Here is a 25,648-nt window from a genome sequence, read left to right on the forward strand (position 1 = left end):
AAATTAGTTGATTAGCCAAAGCGGTATTGTCTCTAATTCTTTTCCAGTAAAAGAAGCAATAAAAATTGAACAAATTAAACTTATAGAAATTATGATAATTAAAAGAAACAACGAAAACAATTCTCCATTCGAAAAAGGTCTTCTATTTCCTATTAAATTTTGATTATTAGAATCGATTACTAAATTATTTAAAACGTTAGTATTATTACTTTTAGAGTTTTCTTTTAGTTTTTCATCATATATTTTCCTCAAATTACTATTATTCAAATGTTCATAAGCTTCAAGAACTTCTTGAAATTTACTTTTAGCAACGTCTATTTCTAATGAAGTTGTATCGGGATGTAACTCAATAGAAAGTTTACAAAATGCCTTTCTTAATTCATGATTGGATGCATTTTCATTTACACCTAAAATTTTGTAATAGGAAGTTTCCCCTTTCAAAATAATCTTTTATTAATATTGTAATTCTAATAAATTTTTACTAAATAGAATGTATGTAATGGATGGTTAAAATTCATATTTATAACGAAATGAAAAAACAAAACATTCCAGAAGAAATTCTTTCCTTAATAAATGAAGAAGAAATAAATTTATTTCAAGAGTTACAAATTAAAATTAAAGAATTAAATAATAAAACCAATCTTACAAAATTAACTGATGGGGATGATTATTGGGTATCTCAAGTTTTTGACAGCATTTGGCCATTCAAAGCTTTCACGAATATTAATTTTGATAATAAAAAATTTTTAGATATTGGATCAGGCTGTGGCTTCCCAGGTTTAGCTTATGCAATAACTCATCCTAATTCTGAGATATACTTAATTGATTCTTTGAAAAAGAAAACAGATGCAATAAAAATTTTAGTTGAACAGATCAATTTCAAAAACAATATTCATGTAATCAATGATCGTGTTGAGAACTTAGCCCACCAATCGTCAATGAGAAATAATTTTAATATTGCAACAACTAGAGCAGTTAGTAATCCATCAACAGTTTCAGAATATATTCTACCAATGTTAAAAAAAGAAGGGTTTGGAGTTTTATATTGTGGCAAATGGACTAATGAAGAAAGCAAAAATCTAGATAAAACTTTAGAAATATTAGAAGGGAAAGTTAAAGATAAAAAAGAGATACAATTACCAAGAAATAAAGGCACTCGAAACATTATTCTTATTCAACCAAAGAATTTTTGTCCTGAAATTTACCCAAGAAAAGTTGGCAAACCTGAAAAAAATCCATTATAAAATTATTTTTTTGATAATCTTTTACCATTCTTATCTCCAAACTTTTCTTTTAAATTTCTCAATATTTTTATAACTTTTTTTGGATTTATATGACCTTCTAATACTTTCAATAATTGTCCCTCAGAAACATCTACATCTAGTAAATTTGCGTTACATCCTGGGAACCAGTGACTTCCATTACCAAGTAATTGATATCTAGCTCTTGCATATCCTTCCATACCCAACCAATTAATTAAATTTGAAAGCCAAAGCAGAACGGGAATATTAATATTTCCCGGGGTATATTCCCAACTTGGTAAATTTCTATTCCAATTTTGATGCCACTCTAAACCTAAAGAATTAATTGATTCCTGCCTTAATTTGTTAATTATCCTAGGCACATACTTCTCAGATTCTGATAACAACGAGACAGCTTGTAAATGCAGAGCAAAATCTGTCTCTTTTGCAATACCCACACTCAAAGTATGGACATTTTGATTTCTTAAGCAAAAAAGATCATTAAAAACTATAGGATGAAGTGGGCTACAAAGTTCCAACATTTTTGTTGAGGGAGTATGTAGATGTCCCCCTTTATCCGTAGGACTTATTATGAAAACCCCAAGATCAAACTTATTTGCTAATTTAATAACCTTTGTATTTTTTTGATTTATGAAATACCAGTGCAAATTTACATAATCAAATAAGTTTGTTGATATGGCCTTCTCAATAAGTGAAGATTTTCCATGGGTTGAAAATCCAATAGATCCAATTAAATTTTCTTTTTGCATCTTCCTTAAGATTTCAATACAACCTCCATTTCTAATAGCCTGATGCAAATGTTCCTCTGTATTAATGCCATGTATCGCAAGCAAATCAATTCTTTTAACTTTCAATTTATCAATACTTGTCAGAACATCTTTCTTAAAAACTTCGGAATCACTATTTGGAGGAATCTTGGTTTGAATAATATTTGGGATTTTTTCAATATTTTTAAAACCTATTCCTAATTGCACCTCAGAAGTTCCATAGTACTTAGCAGTTTCTACATGACTTAAGCCATATTTGTTTGCCAGTTTTAAAATATTCTCTACTTTAGTTTGCTCTTCATATGAAATCTCAGAAAAGTCTAATTGATCCCAACTTTTTTGAAATCTCATGCCACCCAGAGATAGAATAGGAATCTTTAGATTGGTTCTGCCAAATCTACGATATTCCATTTTTTTGATAATTAATGCTTATTCATTCTTGGTGGTTTTCCAAATGATTGAAACATATCTCTATCTAGACTTTTCTCTAAATCATCTAATTCTTCAAACTTTACCCAGTGAATACAATCAACTGGACACGTATCTATTGCCTCTTGAATAACATCTACACTATCTCCATCTTGTCTCATAGCTCGGCTTCTACCATGAAATTCATCGACAATGAAAGTATTTGAAGCAACATGTAAACAGTATTGGCAACCAATACACCTAGCCTCATCAACCCATACAGCTTTTTCAGATAACTCACCACCTAAAACAGGTTCAAATCCTGTAATTTCGATATTTTCTTGAAAATTAATAAATGGATCTTTAAAATCCATACTCTGACGTTAGTTCTCCCACTTAGTTAAAACCAACTCAATAGAACCATCATTTTTATTTTTTTGTTCTACTACTTGGTATCCATCTTCTTTTGTCTTAGTAATAATTGTTTGATAAGCATACATTTGAGTAACTTTAGAAATAAATCTTTCGACTGGGATATTAAGTTTCCATAGATCAAGGTCAGTAACAAGTTCATAAGAATTTGAATTATTATCCCATTTAAATCCAACTTTAGTATCACTCTGTAAATTGAGGCTAATATCAACTGCTGTAGATTTTCCTCTATACCCTTTTATAAACTTTTCTTCTTGATTAATTGAGTAACCTAAGTTGTTCAAGGCTTTAATTAAAGGATCTACTTCTTTAAGCTGAGTTTTAATAGTACTAAAATGTGACATTAGATTCGTTGTTTAATTGTTTTAAGTTTTCATTTTGGTTGGAGATGAAAGCATCAGATGTTTTATTCTTAACTGTTACTTTTCCGAGAGCGTTTTCAAGATTTTTAGTAGCTTCATTACATGAATTACCAGTGAATCCTTCAACTGTCTCTTCAACTCTTCCGTCTTGATGAATTTTGAATCTCAATGTTTTTTGAGGCATTAAATTCAAGTACTGAGTACTTTTACTTTATATAGAATAACGAAAATATTTTGTTTCAGTTGGTACAAGTTAATTAATTTTAATTTTTATTTTGAATAGTTGATAAATTAATTTTTTAGGTAGCGTTCTGGTAACTAAATCAAGATATTTAATTATAAAAACCTTGCATCCCCATTGAATCCAAAGCAGTTTTTGCTTCTTCCATAACTGATGGTTCTTTATCGAAAAGAGCTATCTTGGTACATTCATCAACGAAACTTTCTTGAAATGTATTGTTCAATTTTTCATACAACCTACACAATGACCAAATGCAATTACTTCTAACCCCTGATTCGTTATCTATCTTTAAACTTATTAAAAGCTGTTCTGCTGCTAATTGAGCATTTTCCAAAGAAACATTTCCAATTTCAGCTAAAGAACTAGATGACCATAACCTGACTGCGGCTACATCATTCTTTAAAGCACTAATTAACGGATTTAGTACAATTTGGTCATCATAATTAGCTAAGCTCCATGCAGTTGCCCTTCTAACATAAGCATTATCATCAGTCTCCAAAAGACTTACAAGTTTCTTAACTGCGCTAGGACATGGATTTCTACCTAAAGCGTATACCGCACTCATTCTCTCAACAGGACAAGGTTGATCAAGCAATGGTAATAAAAGGGGGAAAGATCTTTTATCTCTATATTCACAAAATATTCTTAAACCCTGTATTCTTTCTTCTCTGTTACCTGTAAGCATTTTTAAAGCTTCATTGCACTCTTGAGCTATGTTTAAACCTTTTGAAAATGCATCTTCATCAATCTGTTCTAAAGGATCTATTTCAATCTCTAGAGCCAGTTCTCTTGCTAAAATATCTGGATCAACTGCAATTTCAGCTAGGCTTTCTTTTTTAGGATCATTATTTTTTGTCATTTAAAAAAAACTAAAAATATTAATTCATGGGTGCAGGCGACATCATATCTCCTGGTAACCAAATTCTCGCACTAACTGCAAAGAAGGCAATCCCAAAAAGTACGACGATAGCGAAAGGTAAAAGTTTTGTCTTAATAAAACCCAAAGATTCAAAATTAATTAAATCAATAATAACCTGTTATATATACTTTAAAAAAATTTTCTTTAGATAATATTATTTATTTATCGCATTTTGTCTTAACTGACCACATGCAGCATTTTTATCTAAACCTCTACTTTTTCGCAAGCTTACAGCGATTCCATTATTAGAAAGTCTAGATTGAAATAATTGCAGATTTTTCGAAGATGCTCGTTTAAATTCAACCTCATCAATTTGGTTATACTGAATTAAATTGACGTGACATTGAAACCCTTTTAGCAAATCACTCAATTCATCGGCATGTTCTAATTTGTCATTAACGCCACTTAACATTAAATATTCAAAACTTACCCTCCGGCCAGTATCTTTTACAAATTGCTTGGAATCCTCAATTATATTTTTGATATCATAGTTTTTTGCACTTGGTATTATCATTTCTCTTATTTTTTGATTTGAAGCGTGAAGGCTTATTGCTAATGTAAACTGGCATTTACCCAAAATCTGAAAAGACTTTGATGATAATTTATATATCATCCTTGGTACAGCAACAGTGCTCACAGTTATCTTTCTTTGGCTAATTTGAAAATCCTCATTTATAGATCTAATGGATAGAAGCAAATCATCTATATTCAGTAAGGGTTCACCCATTCCCATAAAAACAATATTTGTCACTTTTCTATTCATTTCATTTTCAATAAATAAAATTTGATCTAATATTTCAGTTGTTTTTAAAGATCTCTTTAAACCCTCCTTCCCAGTTGCACAGAATTTGCAGTCCATTGGACAGCCAACTTGACTAGAAAGACATGCAGTGAGTCTGTTTTCAGTTGGTATGCCAACGCACTCAATACTTTCATTGTCGTTTGTTGAAAGTAATAACTTTAAAGTGCCATCATTAGCTAAATTTTTTTCTTGAAATTTAAGTTCACCTACTTTAAAGCCATCATTTTTTAAATTTTTTCTAAAATCTAAAGGTAAGACATCTATATGATCAATATTTTTCTTTTTATTCTTGTAGTTATATATCCAATTATAAATTTGGCGACCTCTAAAAGCAGCTTGACCATAGTGTAAAGCCACCTTTTCTAAATCTTGAATACTACTGCCAAGAAGATTTTTCAAATTAACCTATGTTTACTATTAAATTATCTTTACCATAACAATAGACCATGTTTTAAAAAGAATTCCGTAAGAATAAGTGCAATAAAGCCAATCATGGCCATTCTTCCATTAAGTCTTTCATTATAAAAATGAAATCCATAACGAGGTAATTTTCTTTTGGGGACAATCTCAGGCTTAATCATCACTTAAAATTTAAAGGATCATTCTACTCAATAAAAGAAATAATAGATAATATTATTCATCTGAAAGGAGACCCTCTTCTTGTAATCCTTCCAATGCAGCAGGATCCGGTAATTGATCTTCAGAAAATTGATTTTCAGCACTGGGTCTCGCAAAGGCAGCAAAATTACTGGAAGAGGGATCTATTCCATGTCTGTTCCTCGTGGTCTCCAAATCTTCATCGCTAGGGTCATCTAGTATAGAAGTAGAGCCTACCACCGTCGATTGTGGCATATCTACTGTATAGTCTGGTCTTAAGTTCTGAGCTCTTCTATATCCACCAGATTCTTCCGCAAGAATATCAGGATGGGGGCCAGCCTCCGAGGCTAATTCCTCTACAAATCCACTAAAGCCAGTTCCTGCAGGTATTAGTCTACCGATAATAACATTTTCTTTTAAACCTCTTAACCAATCAGATTTACCTTCAATTGCAGCTTCAGTAAGAACCCTTGTAGTTTCTTGGAATGAAGCAGCGGAAATAAAGCTATCTGTATTTAGAGAGGCTTTTGTAATACCTAACAAAACAGGAGTAAACTCTGCAGGAGCTCCCCCCGTGATTGCCATAGCTTGATTTGTATCTTCAACTTGCCTTAACTCTATAAGTTCACCTGGCAATAAAGTAGTATCCCCAGCATCTTCTACACGAACTTTACTTGTCATTTGTCTTACAATCACCTCAATATGCTTATCATCAATTGAGACGCCCTGAGACTTATAGACGTTTTGGACTTCATTCACCAAACTTCTTTGTAGCTTTGAAATAGATTCACGAGCTGCATCTATAAGAGGTTTTTGATCTTTTAAATCATTGAAGTAGCATTCTAGTAATTCATGCGGATTGATTGGACCATCAGTTAAAATTTCTCCACCTGTAACTTGTTGACCATCACTAACCATTATATTTTTACCAATTAGAAGTTGATATTCGTTGACTGAATCATCTTTTTCAATAACCGATAAAGAAACTGAATCTTCATCATTACCTTTTTTAATTTGAACAATTCCTGATTTTTTACATAAAACTGCAGAATCTCTGGGTCTCCTAGCCTCTAACAACTCTTCAATACGAGGCAATCCTTGAACAATATCTCCAGTTTTCTGCCTCTCAAAAACAAGTAAAGCTAAACCATCTCCCCTAAGAACTAAATCTCCGTCCTTAACATGTAAAACTGAATCTGGAGAAACCATATAAGGCCTACCAAGTCTTAATGTTACTGAACTACTAGAAATCTCTTCAATTTCTCCACAAGAAGTAGATTTTTCAGATTCACTAATAGGGTCACCATCGACTACACGATCCCCTACTTTGACAACTGCTTTACTACTAATCTTAAGTTTGATTTTATCTTCTTCTCTTTCAACAATTAACCTTCTGATGGGCTCATCCTCAATAACATTTGGCAATTGAACCGATCCATTTTCCTTACAAAGAATTTGAGTAGTAGCTATTACATCACCTGCTTTAACTATTTGATTATTTTTGACTTGCAATTCAGTATGTGTTGAACCATGACTGGAGTCTGACATAGTATCTCTTCTTACGAGAATTGATTCTAATATCACTAAATTTAATCTATTTATTGATGCATCATTTTTATCTTTAATCGACTCGACATCAATTGTCATTTGGGGAGTAGCATCAAAGCTTTCAACGCTTAAATGTGTTCTAAGCAATTCAACTCCATCAACTGATTTTATCAATTCACCATCTTTATAAGTAAGCCTTTGTATAGCTTTTAATCCTAGGTGTGGTCCTTTTTCTTGCTTAACGTGGGCTAACTCTGGTAAGTCTGCTTGATCAGGAATCGCAAATTCTTCTACAGTTCTCAATAATAACCCTCTACATTTAGAAGTTTCTAATTTCTGAACAAATAGAATTTCTTTATTATCAATGCCATCTAAAATCTTTTCACCTGGATTAACTAGATTTCCTTCTTCTGTAAATCTATTCAAAACTTCTTCATCGTCGCACTCATGGAAAGTTCCATTTCTCACAGTTATTTCACGGAGAATATCATTTTTCTGAGTCACAGTAACTATTCCTGATGTTTGACTAAATATATCTTTAACTACTTCTGTTCCTGCTTCAATCCATTTCATATCTTCAGTCATTAGAAGAGATATATCCTTGTTTATTTCATGTGTTTCTTGAGGAATCCAAAGCAATGTTCCCCCTTGACTAACTTCAAAACCATTTTTGGATGATCTTGCTTTTTTAACACTTAATCCCGGTGAATATTTTACTAACCCACCAGTTTTTGTACAGAACCTTTCATCTGTTAAATCTGCTATTATTTCACCATTACTGATTTTATTCCCTGGTGAAACATTCAAACGATATGAGGTTCCATCACTAGATTCCAAATTATATATTTGACCTGAATGTGTAGATTCTTCAATTAATTTAAAATTGCTTAAAGTCATTGAAGTAGTGACAATCTGAACTTCCCTTGAATCTCCTATTGATTCTCTTAATCGAATTTGTCCGCCAAACTCGCTTGCTTGACTTGCTTCTGCTAAAACAGTTCCTTCCTTTACAGACTTACCAGTTGTGATTACTGGTCTTGCATTAGGGGGTAAGTTATAAACATCTCCAGCTAAAACCCACAATCTTCCTAATCTTTGAGCTTTTAAAGTAATATTACCCTGCCTATCTGTAACCTCTTTTGGTTGGATAACCTTGTCATACCTTACTTGACCAGCCAAATCACAGATAACATCTTTGGTTGCTTTTTCAACGCTCTTTTTGACTGCTCCTGCACTAATCTGAGCGACTGTTATGTCAGAATTAATTTCTTCACCATTATCAACAAATAAAAGCGATCCGCTAGAAACCTCAATTTTCTGAGCCTTGTTAGAACTATTTCCTTGAGGAAGTATTTTTAATATAAAATCAACTTCCGCTTGTTTCGCTTCTACACCGTGTGGAGTTCTGTAACCTCTAACCTTTGCTTTAGAACTGAATTCAACTCTTCCAGAAATTTTTGATCTTACTACTCCACTTTCTGCAGTTGATACACCTCCAGTATGAAAAGTTCTCATTGTCAATTGGGTTCCTGGTTCTCCAATAGATTGAGCAGCTATGATGCCTACAGCTTCACCTAAGTCAACTAGATGATTATGAGCCAATGCCCATCCGTAACATCTTCTACAAACTGATCTATTAGCTTCACATGTTAATGGGGATCTTATTTTCACCTTTGCAATAGATGCTGTTTCAATTTTCTCTGACAAGGAAGGATCTATTGCAGTATTTTGAGGAATAATTAAATTATCTTCAGAATCTAAAATATCTTCAGCGGTGAGTCTGCCAAGAAGTCTTGTACCATATTTACCATCTTCAGCTAAAACAACTATTGATCGTTCTGTTCCACAATCTTCTTCCCTAACAATTACATCTTGAGCGACATCAACTAATCTTCGTGTCAAATAACCAGAGTCCGCAGTTCTTAATGCGGTATCAACTAAGCCTTTCCTTGCTCCATATGATGAAATTACATATTCAGTAACGGTAAGTCCCTCTCTGAAATTTGTTCTAATTGGCAAGTCGATTATTTCTCCTTGAGGATTAGCCATCAATCCCCTCATACCAACGAGTTGTCTTACCTGAGACATATTACCTCTTGCTCCTGAATTCGCCATCATCCAAACAGAATTTAGAGGATCATTTTGATTAAAATTATTTTTAACAGCATCAACTAATCTCTCATTAGTTTCGGTCCAAGTATCAATAACTTTTGTGTGTCTCTCAACTTCTGTAATTTCACCAAGTCTATAGCATTCTTCTGTAGCAGATATTTGCTCTTCAGCTTGTCCTATTAAATCTTGTTTGGCTTCTGGAACTTTTAAGTCATCTACTGATATAGAAACAGCAGCTTGAGTAGCATATTTAAATCCCAAGTCCTTTAAGTTATCAGCCATGGCTGCAGTTGTAGCAGTACCATGCGTTTTATAAGCCCAAGAGACTAAATTTTTTATAGCTTTCTTATCAAACACTTTATTCTTGAAAGATGGCGGAGTTTTAGCTAAAGCCGGCATTATCAATGGATTATTCTTTTTTGAGTTTTTTGTAGTTTTGCGTACTCTTGATGTTTTTTTAGTTTTGGATGATGTCATGATTTTTAGATGAATGAAAAATAGGTTTAAAGATTAGGTTTTAGATACAGAATCAATGATGGTATAGTTCATCACTACTCTCCCAACTGTTGTGAGAACAAATCTACTTATTAAGTTATTCTGAGAGTCAAATCTGTCTCTTCTCAAATTCCATCTTTCTAGTCTTGAGCCATCTTCTAACTCTTCAGTTTTTTGAGGGCTTCTCATTTCATCTTCATCCTCAACTTCGCCATTAAATCTAACCCATACCCACTCATGTAAGCTGAGTCTTTTATCTTCGAAAGCAAAAATAACATCTTCTAATGAAGCAAAAGTAGTCTTATTATCTCCAAAATCCGGTTTTTGGTAATTAGGCTGCAAAGCAGTTAGATAATAAGATCCCAAAACCATATCTTGAGATGGAGTAACAATTGGTTCACCAGTCGCAGGAGAAAGAATATTATTACTTGCCAACATAAGCATTCTTGCTTCAGTCTGAGCCTCTAAAGCTAAAGGGACATGAACTGCCATTTGATCTCCATCGAAATCAGCATTAAATGCTGGACAAACTAAAGGATGAAGTTGAATTGCTCTACCTCCAACTAATTTTGGTTCGAAAGCTTGTATTCCTAACCTATGAAGCGTAGGTGCTCTATTTAAAAGAATTGGATGACCTTCAATTACTTCCTGAAGTACCTGCATAACTTCATCATCAGCTTTTTGTATTAATTTTTTTGCAGCTTTAATATTATTTACAATATTTTGACGAATTAATCTATGAATTACAAAAGGTTGAAAGAGCTCAATCGCCATTTCCTTTGGAAGACCACATTCATGCATTTTTAATTTGGGGCCCACAACAATTACAGATCTTCCTGAATAGTCAACACGCTTGCCGAGAAGATTCTGTCTGAATCTTCCTTGCTTTCCTTCAATGATGTCGCTAAGAGACTTAAGAGCTCTATTGTTTGCCCCAACAACAGTCCTTCCCCTTCTTCCATTATCTATAAGAGCATCAACTGCCTCCTGAAGCATTCTTTTTTCATTTCTTACAATAATTTCAGGAGCTAAAATTTCTTGAAGCCTAGCTAGTCTATTATTTCTATTTATAACTCTTCTATATAGATCATTTAAATCTGACGTTGCGAATCTTCCTCCATCAAGTTGAACCATAGGTCTAAGATCTGGAGGGATAACGGGAATTGCATCTAATACCATCCATTCTGGTTTTGCATTAGTTGCAATAAAATTATCAATGACTCTTATCCTTTTTATCAATTTTGCTCTTTTTTGCCCCTTACTACTAGAAATTTCTTCTCTGAGCTCTTCAGCGACTTGATTTAAATCAAGGTCTTCAAGTAATTGTTTGAGGGCCTCAGCACCTATACCTACAAAAGGCTCATTTTCAATTGTTGAATCTTCAGCATAGATTTCATCTTCAATTTCGAGCCATTCATCCTCAGTAAGTAACTGTTTATATTTGAGATCTTTATGATCGCCGGGATCTAAGACAACATAACAATTAAAATAGACTATTTGTTCTACATCTCTAAGCGGAATGTCCAAAAGAATTGCAACATAACTAGGAATTCCTTTTAAATACCAAACATGGGAAACTGGCGCAGCAAGTTTTATGTAGCCCATCCTATGTCTTCTAACTCTACTTTCAGTTACCTCAACACCACATCTCTCACAAACAATCCCTCTATGTCTAACTCTTTTATACTTGCCACAATGGCATTCCCAATCTTTAGAGGGTCCAAAAATCTTTTCACAAAACAATCCATCCATTTCTGGTTTAAGTGTCCTGTAATTGATAGTTTCAGGTTTCGTAACTTCACCTACCACTTGTCCATTAGGTAATGTCCTCTGTCCCCAATCCATTATTCTTTGTGGAGAAGCTATAGAAATTTTGACGTAGTCAAAGTGATTTTCAGTTCTTAGGTTGCTGTTTGTCATTTTCAAAAAATTTAAAATTAAAAGTTTTTAATTGAATATTTAATCTTCTTCATATTCAGAGGTTCCTAGTGATTCATAGGTAGGCCTAGAGGGAGTATTTCTTCTCGGGTTTATATCTTGCATTAAATCCACCTCTTTGCCTTCATCTGTATAAACCCCAATATCTAGACCTAAAGATTGTAATTCTCTCATAAGAACTTTAAATGACTCAGGAGTACCAGGCCTGGGGATTGGTTTACCTTTCACAATTGCATTTAGAGCCTCATTTCTTCCTTGCATATCATCAGATTTAACTGTTAATAGTTCTTGAAGGGTATATGCAGCTCCATAAGCTTCAAGAGCCCAAACTTCCATTTCACCAAGTCTTTGTCCACCTTGTTGGGCTTTACCACCTAATGGCTGTTGGGTAACCAAAGAATAAGGACCAGTTGATCTTGCATGAATTTTGTCATCAACTAAATGTACTAATTTAAGAAAATGGGAATATCCAACAGCTACTGGCTGATCAAAGGGTTCTCCTGTTCTACCATCCTTGAGTAGTAATTTTCCTGGATCTTCAGGATTATAAACCCATGCTTTACCTGGCTGTTTTGAAGCCTCTTCTAAAAATGCTTGAACAGTCTGATGTGATTTTTCCGCACCATACATTTCATCAAAAGGAACAACTTTAACTCTGCAATTTAAGTTGGAGGCTGCCCACCCCATCAATAATTCAAAAACTTGACCAACATTCATCCTACTTGGAACACCTAGAGGATTAAGAACTATATCTACAGGAGTTCCATCGGGCAAATAAGGCATATCTTCTCTAGGTAAGATTCTGCTAATAATCCCTTTATTACCATGCCTTCCAGCCATTTTATCCCCTACTTGGATTTTTCTTCTCTGAGCGACATAAACTCGAACAACCATATTAGCTCCTGGAGGTAACTCATCCCCTTGTTCTCTGGTGTAAATACGAACATCCAAAACCCTTCCCTTTTCAGTCTTAGGAACCCTCAGGGAATTATCTCTTACGTCTCTAGCCTTTTCACCAAAAATAGCTCTTAAAAGTTTTTCTTCTGGTGGTTGATCCGATTCACCTTTTGGAGTAACTTTTCCTACAAGAATATCTCCGCTCTCAACAAAAGCACCAATCCTAATTATTCCCATTTCATCAAGATTATTCAGGCTTTCTTCAGAGATATTAGGAATCTCTCTTGTGATTTCTTCAGGTCCTAACTTTGTTTGCCTTGCCTCAATTTCATACTTTTCAATATGTACAGATGTATATAAATCATCAGTTACCATCCTCTCGCTGACAAGAATTGCATCTTCATAGTTGTACCCCTCCCATGGCATATATGCAATTAATACATTTTGACCTAATGCTATTTCCCCTCCTTCGCATGCGGATCCATCAGCTAATACCTGACCAGAAATGACTTGATCTCCAATTTTAACTATGGGTCTTTGATTTAAACAAGTATCTTGATTTGATCTTTGATATTTTTGTAGATAATGAAAATGCTCATTACCATCATCATCCTTAACAACAATCTCATTAGCGTCTACATAAGACACAGTTCCATTAACTTTTGTTATTGGGACCATTCCCGAGTCTCTAGCAACCTGTGATTCTAAACCTGTACCTACTAAAGGACGCTCTGGCCTGAGTAATGGAACTGCTTGGCGTTGCATATTTGATCCCATTAAAGCTCTATTTGCATCATCATGTTCCAAAAATGGAATTAGCGAAGTCGCAACTGAAATTACTTGAACAGGAGAAAGCTGTACATAATCAACTTGATGAGGAGGTACTTTCTCAAAATCTTGCCTGTATCTTACTGGTATTAAATTGGCAATTATATTTCCATCCTTATCAGTTGCCACATCTCCAGGAGCGACCCTGCACTCGTCTTCTAAATCAGCAGAAAGATAGACAGGATTACCTTCTTTGTTTACTTTACCATTTTTAACTTCCCAAAATGGGGTTTCAATAAATCCATACTCATTTACTCTTGCATGAGTAGCTAGAGAATTAATAAGTCCTGCATTTGGACCTTCAGGAGTCTCAATAGGACATAGTCTTCCATAATGGGATGGATGTATATCTCTTACCGCAAAACCTGCTCTTTCTCTCGTTAAACCACCAGGTCCTAAAGCAGATATTCTTCTCTTATGTGTTAATTCAGCCAGAGGATTAGTTTGATCCATAAATTGACTTAATTGACTGGAGCCAAAAAACTCCTTAATCGCAGCAACCAAAGGTTTAGGATTGACCAATTGAGCAGGAGTAAGAGAATCTGTTTCTCCAACTGTCATTCTTTCCTTAATAATCCTCTCTAAACGGTTCAATCCAACCCTTACTTGATTTTGAAGAAGTTCTCCTACAGATCTAACCCTTCTATTACCAAGATGGTCAATATCATCCAAACTCGCACCACCAATATCCAATTCTAGGTTAATTAGATAATCAATTGTCGAAAGGACATCCTCGTGAGTAAGTGTTCTCACTTCATCTGGGACGGTAAGTCTTAATTTTTTATTTATTTTATATCTACCAACTCGGCCTAAATCATATCTTTTGGGATCAAAAAATCTACTATGTAATAGCTGTTGTCCTCCAGAAACAGAAGGTGGTTCCCCAGGACGAAGTTTCTTGTATAGCTCCAATAAGGCTTGATCTTCTGAATTAATGCCCTCGTCATTTGCTGAATCAATAGAGTTTTGATAAAACTCAGGATGCCTAAGTTTATCTATCACATCATTATCAGAAAGACCCATCGCACGCATGAGAACATGAGCATTTATTTTTCTAGTTTTATCAACTCTTACGTAAAGTAAATTATTTTTATCGGTCTCAAATTTTAACCATGCACCTCTATTAGGAATAACGCTTGCATTGTAAGTTCTTCTACCATTTTTATCTTGTTCATCTTTGAAATATACACCAGGACTTCGAACAATTTGATTAACAATAACTCTTTCTGCACCATTAATTATGAAAGTTCCCCTTTCAGTCATTAATGGTAATTCCCCAATAAATACTTCTTGTTCTTTAATTTCTCCAGTCTCTTTATTGATTAATCTGCAAGTCACATACATTTGAGAGGCAAATGTTGCATCTCTTCTTTTTGCCTCCTCAACATCGTGCCTTGGTCTTTTTAACCTATATTCATTACCAATGAAATGTAACTCTAATTTACTTGTGTAATCAGAAATTGGAGAAAAGTTTTGCAGTTCCTCTATTAACCCTTTTTCCAAAAACCATTTAAAGCTTGCTCTTTGTACTTCAACTAAATCTGGTAGATAAGTAGCTGTTTTTGCTACCTGTAAAGCGCTACTGCTCATCCAAGAAACCTAAGATTATGTGAGATTTACTATTTACTTTAAATCTAATCAACTTTTAATTTTGTAACTTTTCTTTTAATGAGAAATCAATAATTAAGTTTCGATTTCAACAAAAAATCAACTTTATAAAAAAACTTTAAAATTGAATTTAATGGCCTCAAAACCATTGCAAAAGGAAGTTAAAACAAAAAAATTGAGAAAATTTGCAGTAATTCCTTATCTTAGCAGCTTCTATGTCAACTTAACAAGTCAAATTTAAACAAATCTTTAGCATTCTGAGATGACTCATTAGCAATTGTAATTAAATTGGTTGACCTTAAATCCGCCAAAAAATTAGCAACATTTTCAACAAAAGCAGGTTCATTTCTTTTACCTCTGTGAGGAACTGGAGCTAAAAAGGGTGAATCGGTCTCAATTAAGTATTTATCCTTAGGGACTAATTTGGCACACTCATGAATTTCATATGCTTTTGGGAAAGTTACTATTCCACTAAAACTTATATAAAAACCAAGGTCCAAGAATTGCTTCATCTCTTTTGTGTTTCCTGTCCAACAATGAAGTACACCTTTAGGGCATTTACCTTTTTTAGAAAGGTCATTGCATATCTCAATCATTTCATTTGCAGCATCTCTGCAATGGATAATAACGGGTAATTCAAGTTCAAAAGCTAACTCCATCTGTGGAATAAGAGCATCAATTTGCTGAGTTTTATTTTGATTTTTAAAAAAATCTAGGCCTAATTCCCCAATAGCTACAACTCTTTTGTCTTCTTGAGCTGACCTTCGTAAAAGAGATTTAGAATTTAGTTCCCATTTTCTCGCTTCTAAAGGATGCAAACCTACCGAATAATAAATTTCATTAAATTTATGGGATATTGTTTTTAACTTAGGAATCTCTTTTAATTCACAACAAGCATGAACTAATTTTTTTACGCCTCTGGAACGCAGTCTTAGAACAACTTCTTCAAGATCTTTCTCAAAATTTTCAAATATTAAATGACAATGCGAATCTATGAGTTGAATATCGCTCATAATTATTAATCCTCGGCTTTTTTACTTTGCGGTGAGAACAGATTTTACAAAATTGTTAATTTTTGATTTTTTATTTGCTCCATTGTTCTTGTGTAGAACATTTTTTTTAACTGCCTTATCAATCAAACTGAAAGCTTTACTTAGACTTGAAATTACTAAATTTTTATTATCCTCATTAGGTTCTTTTTTATATTTTGCGCAATTTTCTAAAGTTTTTTTAGTCAAAGTTTTAACTGTAGATTTGTATGATTTATTGATTAAACGATTTCTTTCCGCAATTTGTATTCTCTTTTTTGCTGATTTGTTATTGGCCACAGATGGTTTATAAATTAGAAGATTTCTATCATAACAAATAAATCTACTACTAATCAATAATATATACTTTAGAAAGCTTGTTAAATTTGCTAGAGCCTTTAAATCTGAAAAATTAAGAATATGAGGATCATAAATAATAAAAACGATGCTATCCAGGAATTAAAAAGGATTTCGAATCGAACTAATTCAGAAAATAACAATAAGACAAATGCAATTGTCGAAGAAATTTTGCAAGACGTAAAAACTTATGGCGATATAGCTGTAGAGAAATATACAAAAAAATTTGATGGGTTCAACCCTAATCCTATGCAAGTTGGCGTTGATGATTTAAAGGATGCTTGGGATGAAATTGATGACAATTTAAAGCTATCACTAGAAGTAGCCTACAAAAGAATTAAAAAATTCCATGAAAAAGAAATTCCATCTTCCTTCATTATTAAAGGTGAACATGGTGATGTAGTTCAAAGGAAATGGAGACCAGTTAAAAATGCAGGAATTTATATCCCTGGAGGTAGAGCTGCTTATCCAAGTACTGTATTAATGAATGCTATACCTGCAACAGTCGCGGGAGTGGAAGAAATAATAATGGTATCTCCGGGGAATACAGAAGGGAAAATAAACAAAACTGTTCTAGCTGCAGCTCACTTATCGGGAATCAATAAAGTTTTTAGAATTGGAGGAGCTCAGGCAATTGGTGCTTTAGCATTTGGCACAAAACAAATCAGTAAAGTTGATGTTATTTCAGGTCCAGGAAATATCTATGTAACTACTGCTAAAAAACAAATATATGGTTCTACTGGAATTGATTCCTTAGCTGGTCCAAGTGAAATTTTAATTATTGCAGATGAAACAGCTGAAAGCGCACATATAGTATCTGATTTATTAGCACAAGCAGAACATGATCCATATGCTTCATCAATACTTCTTACTACGTCAAAGAACCAAGCAAAAGACGTTTCAGAAGGTCTTTATAAAAAAATAAATGATCATCCAAGAAAAGAAATTTGCATGCAATCAATAAAAAATTGGGGATTAATTGTTATTTGCGAAAATCATGAAACATGTATTGATCTTAGTAATAACTTCGCTCCAGAGCACCTAGAAATTTTAGCTGCTAATCCAAAAAAGATTCTTGAAGGAATTGAGAATGCTGGAGCAATATTTTTAGGGAAATGGACACCGGAAGCAGTTGGAGACTATCTAGCCGGGCCGAACCATACTTTACCAACATCAGGAAATTCAAGATTTAGCGGTTCTTTAGGAGTTGAAACTTTTATGAAAAACACTTCAATAATAGAGTTTAGTGAAGAAAGTTTAAAAGTTAACAGTCCTGATATTATTAATCTTGCTAAAAGTGAAGGTTTACATAGTCACGCTAACTCAGTACAAATAAGATTTGAAAATTAGTCAACTTTTGAGGGAGAGTAAACAACTGGAATATTGTTTTCAATTTTACCAACCAATACTTTATCTGTGAGATCAACAAATAGTCCGTTTTCTAATACTCCTGGAATATTATTAATCTCCATTTCAACTTTCTTGGGATTCTTTATACCATCATTAAAAGATACATCTAAAATAAGATTACCCTGGTCAGTAACAATTGGACCAGCTTTCTTAGTAGCCATTCTTAAAGTAGAACTGCCACTCATTTCTGAAATAACATCCTGAACTTGTTTCCAAGCATTTGGAAGGACCTCTACAGGTAAAGGGAAAGATTGATTTAAATTTTTTACGAGTTTAGTTTCGTCAACAACTATCAACAATTCACTAGCTTTAGATGCCACTAACTTTTCTCTAACATGACATGCTCCTCCTCCTTTTATTAATTGAAAGCCTGGATCAACTTCATCTGCTCCATCAATAGCTAAATCAATTTTAGAAACAGAAGCCAAGTCGATAAGGGGGATATCAAGTTGGAGCGCAAGAACTTCTGATTGAAATGAAGTTGCAACACCTCTTATATTTTGCAGTTTTCCAGAACGAATTTCAGAAGCGAGGCTCTTTATCATTAGCGCGGCTGTAGATCCAGATCCTAATCCGAGAATCATGTCACTCTTTACTTCCTTAATTGCTGCATCAGCAACTATTTGTTTCATTTGAGTTTGTGAATCCAAAATCTATTTTTTCTAAGGTTATAGATTATTTAATTTCAATGGGTGATTTATGTCAAACCAGGAAGCGGTTCGGGTTTGATATTTATTTGTATCTCTTTATTATCTCTTAAAACATTTAAGAGGAATACTTTGCCTATCTGAGCTTTTTCTACTTCATCTAACAAAGCTTTAGGCTCTTTAATAGAAATATTCTCAGCGGCTATTACTAAATCCCCTCTTCTTAAACCAGCTTTTTCAGCTGGACTATTAGGTATTACAGATTGAATGAGGGCTCCATTTCTTTCAGGTAATTGGACTAGTGAATTAGGGTCTTTATTGTGTTCTTTAGCAATTCTAGGATTCAAAGAAATCAATTGTACGCCTAAATAGGGATGAATAACTTCACCTTTTTGAAGAAGCTGATCCGAAACATGTTTAGCTAGATTAATAGGTATTGCAAATCCTAAACCAGCTCCAGGACCACTCCTTACTAATGTATTAATTCCTATTACTTCACCATTAGAATTAATAAGTGGTCCGCCAGAATTTCCTGGATTTATTGCCGCATCAGTCTGAATAAGATCAAGCCTTTTATCTGAAAACCCTAGGCTATTAATATCCCTATGTAGGCTACTTACAATCCCTAAAGTAACTGTTTTTTCTAGACCATATGGAGTACCTAAAGCAATTGCCCAATCTCCAACTTCAAGATCTTCAGAATTTCCAAGCGGAGCAAAAGTAGAATGGGTAGATTCCTTAATTCTAACTAAAGCAAGGTCAGTAACTGCATCTGTTCCCAAAACTTGGCCATCACAAATAGTTCCATCTGCCAAAGTTACTGAAACTTCATCAACTCTCTCTACAACATGAGCATTTGTAAGTACCAAACCATTCTCATCAATAATTACTCCAGAACCTTGACCTCTCTCTCTTTCAGGGGTAATCCCCTGTTCCCCAAGTAAGTCCCTCAATAAAGGATCAAGCAAAGTAGGATCAAATTGTTGTCTCTCCACTAATCTTTCAGTATCAATTTTTACAACTGCAGGACCAACATTTTTTACTGCAGATGATACAAAATTGTGACTTTCAGAAGAGGTCAAAGCTAGAACTTCTACTTTCTGAGAAAAATTTGCAAAACAAAAACAAACAATAATGAATATTTGGATTAAATTAATAAATTTAATCTTAAAATTCTTCATTGCGTTTAGTAGTTTTTGATTTATTTGGTAAATCTAATTGAAGAAATAATTTATTGTTGTTTTTTTGTTTACATCCATAAAATACATATTTTTGAATTTTCTATAGAAAAAACTTTTTTTTATGTGAAAATTATTTTAAATCAGGGTTTAAAAATTAAATTTGAATCAAGAAAACAAAAATAAGCTAGAAAACTTATTAAAAAAAGTTGCCTATGTGCGGGATTTTGAAATCTGTAGTTTAAATATACAAACTAATCAAAATCCCATAATTTTAAAAATTATCATAAAAAAAACTAATGGTGATGATATTACCGTTGATGATTGTGCACTATTTAATACCCCAGCCTCTGAAGAAATAGAAAATTCAAATCTTTTAAATTGTTCATATGTCTTAGAAATTAGTAGTCAAGGGGTCAGTGATGAATTAACCTCAGAGAGAGACTTCAAAACTTTTAAGGGTTTTCCAGTTAATGTTGAGTTAAACCAGAAGAATTCAAAACTAAAATTTCTGAATGGTTTACTTTATGAAAAGTCTAAAGATTATTTAGCCATTAACATTAAAGGTAATATAAAAAAAATCCCCTTTGATGAAGTACTAAAGATTAGTCTTTGTACAATTAAAGATTAATTATTTTCAACCATTATCCAATTTACCCATCATAGATGGCATTAGTTATTCTCCCAGGTTTAAACAATCTTATTGAAGATATTAGCGAGGAAAAAAAGTTACCTCCAAATATCGTGGAAATTGCACTACGCGAAGCTTTATTAAAAGGATACGAAAAATATAGAAAAACTTTTTACATTGGAGTTAATGAAGATCCATTTGATGAAGATTATTTTAGTAACTTTGATGTTGGTCTAGATCTCGATGAAGAAGGTTATAGGATACTTTCTAGTAAAATAATTGTTGATAACGTTGAAAGCGAAGATCATCAAATATCTTTAGTGGAAGTTAAACAAGTAGCTGATGATGCTCAAATAGGTGACACGGTAGTTTTAGACGTTACCCCAGAAAAAGAGGATTTTGGGCGAATGGCTGCTGCAACGACAAAGCAAGTTTTAGCCCAAAAATTGAGAGATCAACAAAGAAAAATGATCCAGGAAGAATTTGCAGATTTGGAAGATCCCGTTTTAACGGCAAGAGTTATAAGATTCGAAAGACAATCAGTCATAATGGGAGTTAGTTCGGGTATTGGTAGACCTGAAGTAGAGGCTGAACTTCCCAAGAGAGATCAATTACCAAATGATAATTACAGAGCAAATGCAACTTTCAAAGTATTTTTGAAAGAAGTTAGCGAAATAGCAAGAAAAGGACCACAACTTTTCGTAAGTAGAGCAAATGCTGGTTTAGTGGTTTATTTATTTGAAAATGAAGTGCCAGAAATTCAAGAAGGTACAGTTAAAATTGTTGCTGTTTCAAGAGAAGCAAACCCTCCTTCAAGAGCTGTTGGGCCAAGAACAAAAGTCGCCGTTGATAGTGTCGAAGAAGAAGTCGACCCTGTGGGTGCGTGTATTGGAGCTAGAGGAGCAAGAATTCAACAAGTAGTGAATGAATTAAGAGGAGAAAAAATTGATGTTATTAAATGGTCATCTAATCCAATACAATACATACTCAACTCTTTAAGTCCTGCGAAAGTAGATCAAGTAAGATTAGTTGACCCAGAAGGGCAACATGCGCATGTATTAGTTCCTCCTGATCAATTGAGTCTTGCGATTGGTAGAGAAGGTCAAAATGTAAGACTCGCCGCAAGATTAACTGGCTGGAAGATTGATGTTAAAAACTCACATGAATATGATCAGGAAGCAGAAGATGCTGCAGTCTCTGAATTAATCATTCAAAGAGAAGAGGAAGAAAACCTCCAGCGGGAAGCTGAGTTAAGAGTAGAGGCTGAACAAGCTGAGCGTGCTGCAGAAGATGCAAGATTGAGAGAGCTTTATCCCCTTCCCGAGGATGATCAAGAATACGGGGAAGAACAATATGAAGAAGAAACATTCTCAGATAATGAACAATTGGAGACTGTTCAAGATAGTGAAATATCCTCCAAAGAGGAGAAAAAACGGTGATACAACAAACCCCTGTTATGCGTATATGCATTTCATGTAGAAAAACATATGACAGGAAAGATCTTTTTAAGATTACCAAAGATCATAAGCAAGGGATTATGATTCAAAAGGGAACAGGGCGATCAGCTTACATTTGCAAGTCAAATAAATGTTACTCAGATTCCAAGATAAAAAAAAAGCTTCAAAAAGCTTTGAAAACTTCTTTAGAACCTGAATTTATTGAAATTTTTGAAAAAGAAATTACAAGCTACAATAACAATCCCAATAAGGGAATATAATTAAATTAAATCCTCTTTAATTTCACAAAGAGTACAAATCAGATTAAATGACTATCAGCGATAAAATCAGAATTTATGAACTTTCCAGAGATTTAAATCTGGAAAATAAAGATATATTGGATGCCGCTCAAAAACTATCAATCTCAGTAAAAAGCCATAGCAGTTCTATTAGTGCAGAGGACGCAAAAAAAATACAAAATCTTATTAATAAAAAGAATTCAGATAAAAAAATACTTGCCATTAATAAACCTTCAATTAAGAAAGATAATCACAAACAGAATAAAGATGATAAATCTCCTATCATCTCCTCCTTAAAAGGAAAACCTCTCAAAGAGAATTCAAACAAAAAGCCATTATTGATAAAACCTCTTAATAAACCTGAGAGTATAAAAATAATTTCAAATCAACCTAAAAATCCCAATATTGCTAAATCTTCACAATCTCAAGCTAATCTCACAAATAAAAATATTAATATTAAACCTTCACAAAATTTCAAACAAGATAAAAAAACTTTCCTTAATAACATTAACCCACCTATCAAAAGTCCATCAAAACCTCCTATTCAATTAATTGCCAAGCCAAAAAATATAAATAGCAATGTTAAATCTAATGAAACATCCAAAAATACTTACAATAAAGGGGTTGGAGAGCAACTATCAAACAAACCTGATCAAAATACGAACAAACCTAAAACAAACATTTTAAATAATAGAAGTAACACCCCTGAGCTAGTAGGAGCTCCGATAAGAAGAAATGATTCTAATAAGCAAAATAATAATAAGCAGAATAATTCTTTTAAACAAACTGTCTCAAACATACCTAGTATACCCAATAGGCCTGGATTAAGAAACAAACCATCAGATCAAGCTAGACCTGGTTCTCCCAATAGAACTAATATGCCCAATAGGCCTGGTTCTCCCAATAGGTCTGGTATGCCCAATAGACCTGGTTCTCCCAATAGAACTGGTTCTCCCAATAGACCTGGATTAAGAAACAAACCATCAGATCAAGGCAGACCTGGTTCGTTCAATAGACAAGTTAATCAGAATAGACCTGGTTCTCCCAATAGACCTGGCTCTCCCAATAGACCCGGTTCTCCCAATAGAACTGGTATGCCCAATAGGCCTGATTCTAAATTCAATGGCCAAAGGTCATCTGGGATTAGAAAACCAGTATCACCTAATGAACTTTTGCAACTTCAAAAAACTAATAAATCTGAGAAAGAGAAACTAGTTACAAATAATAACGAAAAACAAAATATTGAATTACAAAAACATAAGGCGAAAGCACCTAATGTCCGTCCCAATGCCGCCCCAAGTTCTAAAAAACCGCCTCATAGATCATTTTCAAATAGTTCAAAAAAACCAGGAAAGACTGATTGGGATGATAGTGCAAAACTAGAAGCATTAAGAAATAAAAATCCTCAAAAACAAAGGCAAAAGGTTCATATTATAGGTGATAACGATGACTCATTAACATCTGAAACAAGTGGATACTCAGGGGAAAAATTTTCAATATTATCAGCCAGTTTGGCGCGTCCCAAAAAAGAAAAGTCTGATGAACCTAAAGCTCAAAAATCTATAAAACAATTCAAGAAGAAGAAAAAAGAAACCACAAGGCAAAGACAAAAGAGAAGAGCGATGGAACTTAAGGCTGCCAAAGAGGCCAAACAAGTGAGACCTGAAATGATAATAGTTCCCGAGGATAATTTAACAGTTCAAGAATTAGCCGATAAATTAAGTCTTGAAAGTTCTGAAATAATTAAATCTCTTTTCTTTAAAGGAATCACAGCAACAGTAACTCAATCTCTTGACTTAGCAACTATCGAAACGGTAGCGGAAGAATTTGGAGTACCTGTTTTACAAGATGACATCCAAGAAGCTGCAGAGAAAACAGTGGATATGATTGAATCTGATGATATCAATAATCTAATAAAAAGGCCGCCTGTCATTACTGTAATGGGTCATGTAGATCATGGCAAAACAAGTCTTCTAGACTCTATAAGAGAATCAAGAGTAGCATCAGGAGAAGCAGGGGGGATAACTCAACATATAGGAGCTTATCAAGTAGAATTTGAACATGAATCTATAAAGAAAAAGTTAACTTTTCTTGATACTCCTGGCCATGAAGCCTTTACGGCAATGAGAGCAAGGGGTACAAAAGTTACCGATGTAGCTGTTCTTGTAGTAGCTGCGGATGATGGCTGTAGACCCCAAACACTTGAAGCAATCAGTCATGCAAGAGCCGCAAAAGTCCCAATTGTTGTTGCAATAAATAAAATTGATAAAGAAGGGGCATCTCCAGAAAGAGTCAAGCAGGAACTTTCAGAAAAAGATTTAATTGCTGAAGATTGGGGGGGAGACACAGTAATGGTTCCCGTAAGTGCAATCAAAAAACAAAATATTGATAAATTGCTTGAAATGATTTTACTAGTTTCAGAAGTTGAAGACCTACAAGCTAACCCTGACAGATCAGCTAAAGGTACAGTTATTGAAGCCCATCTGGATAAAGCTAAAGGTCCTGTAGCCACTTTATTAGTACAAAACGGCACCTTAAAGTCTGGAGATGTTTTAGCTGCAGGTTCAGTCCTTGGAAAAATTAGAGCGATGGTGGATGAACATGGTAACAGAATTAAAGAAGCAGGACCATCATTTCCGGTGGAAGCACTTGGATTCAGTGAAGTGCCAACAGCAGGCGATGAATTTGAAGTCTACGCTGATGAAAAAACTGCTCGAGCCATTGTCGGAGATAGAGCTACAGATGCTAGAGCCACAAAATTAGCTCAACAAATGGCCTCAAGGAGAGTTAGCTTATCTTCTTTATCAACTCAAGCAAATGATGGAGAATTAAAAGAGTTAAACTTAATTCTAAAGGCAGACGTTCAAGGTAGTGTTGAAGCGATATTGGGATCACTAGAACAATTACCAAAAAATGAAGTTCAAGTTCGAGTTCTACTCTCTGCTCCTGGAGAAATTACTGAGACAGATATAGATCTCGCAGCTGCATCAGGGTCTGTAATCATTGGGTTTAACACATCATTGGCATCCGGAGCAAAGAGAGCTGCTGATGCCAATGATGTTGACATAAGAGAATATGAAGTAATTTATAAACTTTTAGAAGATATTCAGTTAGCTATGGAAGGTTTACTTGAACCAGATCTTGTAGAAGAATCATTAGGTCAAGCCGAAGTTCGAGCAACCTTCGCAGTAGGTAAAGGAGCTATAGCAGGCTGTTATATACAAACTGGTAAATTACAACGGAATTGTTCTCTTAGAGTTATTAGATCAGATAAAGTTATTTTTGAGGGTAATTTAGACTCTTTAAAAAGGGTTAAAGATGATGTAAAAGAGGTAAATACGGGATTTGAATGTGGAGTTGGCTGCGATAAATTCTCTTCATGGATTGAAGGAGACATAATCGAAGCATTCAAATTTGTCACTAAAAAGAGATCTTTGACACAATAA

Annotated in this window: 21 protein-coding genes; 6 read left to right on the forward strand and 15 right to left on the reverse strand. The window is 33.9% G+C overall.

The features are described 5' to 3' along the window. Positions 1-3 precede the first annotated feature (3 nt). Positions 4-441 carry a J domain-containing protein gene (locus HA140_RS08100; protein ID WP_209040609.1) on the reverse strand — a complete coding sequence of 146 codons (438 nt, stop codon included), beginning with the start codon at positions 439-441 and terminating at the stop codon, positions 4-6. 89 nt (positions 442-530) lie between these two features. Between HA140_RS08100 and rsmG the strand changes: the two genes are divergently transcribed. Continuing rightward, entirely contained in the window at positions 531-1,244 is a 714-nt protein-coding gene (gene rsmG, locus HA140_RS08105; protein WP_209040610.1) for a 16S rRNA (guanine(527)-N(7))-methyltransferase RsmG, read from the forward strand. Between the two features lie 2 nt (positions 1,245-1,246). Here rsmG and HA140_RS08110 read toward each other — a convergent pair whose 3' ends face one another. From HA140_RS08110 to rpsT, 12 genes are all read right to left on the reverse strand, one after another. After that, positions 1,247-2,440, reverse strand: a complete 1,194-nt coding sequence (locus HA140_RS08110) for an aldo/keto reductase (RefSeq protein WP_209040611.1) — start codon at positions 2,438-2,440, stop codon at positions 1,247-1,249. 11 nt (positions 2,441-2,451) lie between these two features. Beyond that, the gene (locus HA140_RS08115; protein WP_209040612.1) at positions 2,452-2,811 is read right to left on the reverse strand and encodes a ferredoxin; all 360 of its coding nucleotides are present in this window, start codon (positions 2,809-2,811) and stop codon (positions 2,452-2,454) included. A 9-nt stretch (positions 2,812-2,820) separates the two neighbouring features. Beyond that, complete coding sequence (locus tag HA140_RS08120; protein ID WP_209040613.1) at positions 2,821-3,213, reverse strand: DUF1257 domain-containing protein; 393 nt, start codon at positions 3,211-3,213, stop codon at positions 2,821-2,823. Further along, on the reverse strand, positions 3,200-3,415 hold the full coding sequence (locus tag HA140_RS08125; protein ID WP_209040614.1) for a DUF2997 domain-containing protein: 216 nt from the start codon (positions 3,413-3,415) through the stop codon (positions 3,200-3,202). The genes HA140_RS08120 and HA140_RS08125 overlap by 14 nt, the downstream gene beginning before the upstream one ends. 148 nt (positions 3,416-3,563) lie before the next feature. Beyond that, entirely contained in the window at positions 3,564-4,331 is a 768-nt protein-coding gene (locus HA140_RS08130; RefSeq protein WP_209040615.1) for a HEAT repeat domain-containing protein, read from the reverse strand. 214 nt (positions 4,332-4,545) lie between these two features. Beyond that, a complete protein-coding gene (gene rlmN, locus HA140_RS08135) occupies positions 4,546-5,592 on the reverse strand; it encodes a 23S rRNA (adenine(2503)-C(2))-methyltransferase RlmN (RefSeq protein WP_209040616.1) in 1,047 nt (348 codons plus the stop codon). Between the two features lie 29 nt (positions 5,593-5,621). Further along, the gene (locus HA140_RS08140) at positions 5,622-5,774 is read right to left on the reverse strand and encodes a high light inducible protein (protein ID WP_011863593.1); all 153 of its coding nucleotides are present in this window, start codon (positions 5,772-5,774) and stop codon (positions 5,622-5,624) included. Between the two features lie 52 nt (positions 5,775-5,826). Next, entirely contained in the window at positions 5,827-9,927 is a 4,101-nt protein-coding gene (locus HA140_RS08145) for a DNA-directed RNA polymerase subunit beta' (protein WP_209040617.1), read from the reverse strand. A gap of 33 nt (positions 9,928-9,960) precedes the next feature. After that, positions 9,961-11,865: a DNA-directed RNA polymerase subunit gamma gene (locus HA140_RS08150; protein WP_209040618.1), complete on the reverse strand. Its 1,905-nt coding sequence runs from the start codon at positions 11,863-11,865 to the stop codon at positions 9,961-9,963. A 39-nt stretch (positions 11,866-11,904) separates the two neighbouring features. Further along, the gene (gene rpoB / locus HA140_RS08155; RefSeq protein ID WP_209040619.1) at positions 11,905-15,198 is read right to left on the reverse strand and encodes a DNA-directed RNA polymerase subunit beta; all 3,294 of its coding nucleotides are present in this window, start codon (positions 15,196-15,198) and stop codon (positions 11,905-11,907) included. A gap of 236 nt (positions 15,199-15,434) precedes the next feature. Beyond that, the gene (locus HA140_RS08160; protein WP_209040620.1) at positions 15,435-16,229 is read right to left on the reverse strand and encodes a TatD family hydrolase; all 795 of its coding nucleotides are present in this window, start codon (positions 16,227-16,229) and stop codon (positions 15,435-15,437) included. A gap of 21 nt (positions 16,230-16,250) precedes the next feature. After that, positions 16,251-16,544: a 30S ribosomal protein S20 gene (rpsT, locus tag HA140_RS08165; protein ID WP_209040621.1), complete on the reverse strand. Its 294-nt coding sequence runs from the start codon at positions 16,542-16,544 to the stop codon at positions 16,251-16,253. Between the two features lie 120 nt (positions 16,545-16,664). Between rpsT and hisD the strand changes: the two genes are divergently transcribed. Next, positions 16,665-17,951: a histidinol dehydrogenase gene (gene hisD / locus HA140_RS08170; RefSeq protein ID WP_209040622.1), complete on the forward strand. Its 1,287-nt coding sequence runs from the start codon at positions 16,665-16,667 to the stop codon at positions 17,949-17,951. Here the strand turns inward: hisD and rpiA are convergent. Further along, entirely contained in the window at positions 17,948-18,661 is a 714-nt protein-coding gene (rpiA, locus tag HA140_RS08175; protein ID WP_348534550.1) for a ribose-5-phosphate isomerase RpiA, read from the reverse strand. The two genes, hisD and rpiA, sit on opposite strands and share 4 nt — an antisense overlap. 47 nt (positions 18,662-18,708) lie before the next feature. Beyond that, the gene (locus tag HA140_RS08180) at positions 18,709-19,839 is read right to left on the reverse strand and encodes a trypsin-like peptidase domain-containing protein (protein WP_209040623.1); all 1,131 of its coding nucleotides are present in this window, start codon (positions 19,837-19,839) and stop codon (positions 18,709-18,711) included. A gap of 160 nt (positions 19,840-19,999) precedes the next feature. Between HA140_RS08180 and rimP the strand changes: the two genes are divergently transcribed. The 4 genes from rimP to infB are packed head-to-tail and all read left to right on the forward strand — an operon-like array spanning position 20,000 to position 25,648. Beyond that, complete coding sequence (gene rimP, locus HA140_RS08185) at positions 20,000-20,467, forward strand: ribosome maturation factor RimP (RefSeq protein WP_209040624.1); 468 nt, start codon at positions 20,000-20,002, stop codon at positions 20,465-20,467. Between the two features lie 35 nt (positions 20,468-20,502). Further along, on the forward strand, positions 20,503-21,906 hold the full coding sequence (gene nusA / locus HA140_RS08190) for a transcription termination factor NusA (protein ID WP_209040625.1): 1,404 nt from the start codon (positions 20,503-20,505) through the stop codon (positions 21,904-21,906). Further along, the gene (locus HA140_RS08195) at positions 21,903-22,184 is read left to right on the forward strand and encodes a YlxR family protein (RefSeq protein ID WP_209040626.1); all 282 of its coding nucleotides are present in this window, start codon (positions 21,903-21,905) and stop codon (positions 22,182-22,184) included. The genes nusA and HA140_RS08195 overlap by 4 nt, the downstream gene beginning before the upstream one ends. 47 nt (positions 22,185-22,231) lie before the next feature. Continuing rightward, positions 22,232-25,648, forward strand: coding sequence for a translation initiation factor IF-2 (infB, locus tag HA140_RS08200; protein ID WP_209040627.1), 3,417 nt, complete (start codon positions 22,232-22,234; stop codon positions 25,646-25,648).

Source organism: Prochlorococcus marinus CUG1417, from assembly GCF_017695975.1.
In the GTDB taxonomy this organism is placed as follows: Bacteria; Cyanobacteriota; Cyanobacteriia; order PCC-6307; family Cyanobiaceae; genus Prochlorococcus_A; species Prochlorococcus_A marinus_AG.

What these genes read in the sequence shown, in the direction of transcription:
- rpoB (WP_209040619.1), bottom strand. Translation starts at nt 15,198, where the DNA reads ATGAGCAGTAGCGCTTTACAGGTAGCAAAAACAGCTACTTATCTACCA.
- HA140_RS08110 (WP_209040611.1), bottom strand. Translation starts at nt 2,440, where the DNA reads ATGGAATATCGTAGATTTGGCAGAACCAATCTAAAGATTCCTATTCTA.
- HA140_RS08160 (WP_209040620.1), bottom strand. Translation starts at nt 16,229, where the DNA reads ATGAGCGATATTCAACTCATAGATTCGCATTGTCATTTAATATTTGAA.
- HA140_RS08145 (WP_209040617.1), bottom strand. Translation starts at nt 9,927, where the DNA reads ATGACATCATCCAAAACTAAAAAAACATCAAGAGTACGCAAAACTACA.
- nusA (WP_209040625.1), top strand. Translation starts at nt 20,503, where the DNA reads ATGGCATTAGTTATTCTCCCAGGTTTAAACAATCTTATTGAAGATATT.
- infB (WP_209040627.1), top strand. Translation starts at nt 22,232, where the DNA reads ATGACTATCAGCGATAAAATCAGAATTTATGAACTTTCCAGAGATTTA.
- hisD (WP_209040622.1), top strand. Translation starts at nt 16,665, where the DNA reads ATGAGGATCATAAATAATAAAAACGATGCTATCCAGGAATTAAAAAGG.
- HA140_RS08140 (WP_011863593.1), bottom strand. Translation starts at nt 5,774, where the DNA reads ATGATTAAGCCTGAGATTGTCCCCAAAAGAAAATTACCTCGTTATGGA.
- HA140_RS08120 (WP_209040613.1), bottom strand. Translation starts at nt 3,213, where the DNA reads ATGTCACATTTTAGTACTATTAAAACTCAGCTTAAAGAAGTAGATCCT.
- HA140_RS08125 (WP_209040614.1), bottom strand. Translation starts at nt 3,415, where the DNA reads ATGCCTCAAAAAACATTGAGATTCAAAATTCATCAAGACGGAAGAGTT.
- rsmG (WP_209040610.1), top strand. Translation starts at nt 531, where the DNA reads ATGAAAAAACAAAACATTCCAGAAGAAATTCTTTCCTTAATAAATGAA.
- HA140_RS08115 (WP_209040612.1), bottom strand. Translation starts at nt 2,811, where the DNA reads ATGGATTTTAAAGATCCATTTATTAATTTTCAAGAAAATATCGAAATT.
- HA140_RS08150 (WP_209040618.1), bottom strand. Translation starts at nt 11,865, where the DNA reads ATGACAAACAGCAACCTAAGAACTGAAAATCACTTTGACTACGTCAAA.
- HA140_RS08130 (WP_209040615.1), bottom strand. Translation starts at nt 4,331, where the DNA reads ATGACAAAAAATAATGATCCTAAAAAAGAAAGCCTAGCTGAAATTGCA.
- HA140_RS08180 (WP_209040623.1), bottom strand. Translation starts at nt 19,839, where the DNA reads ATGAAGAATTTTAAGATTAAATTTATTAATTTAATCCAAATATTCATT.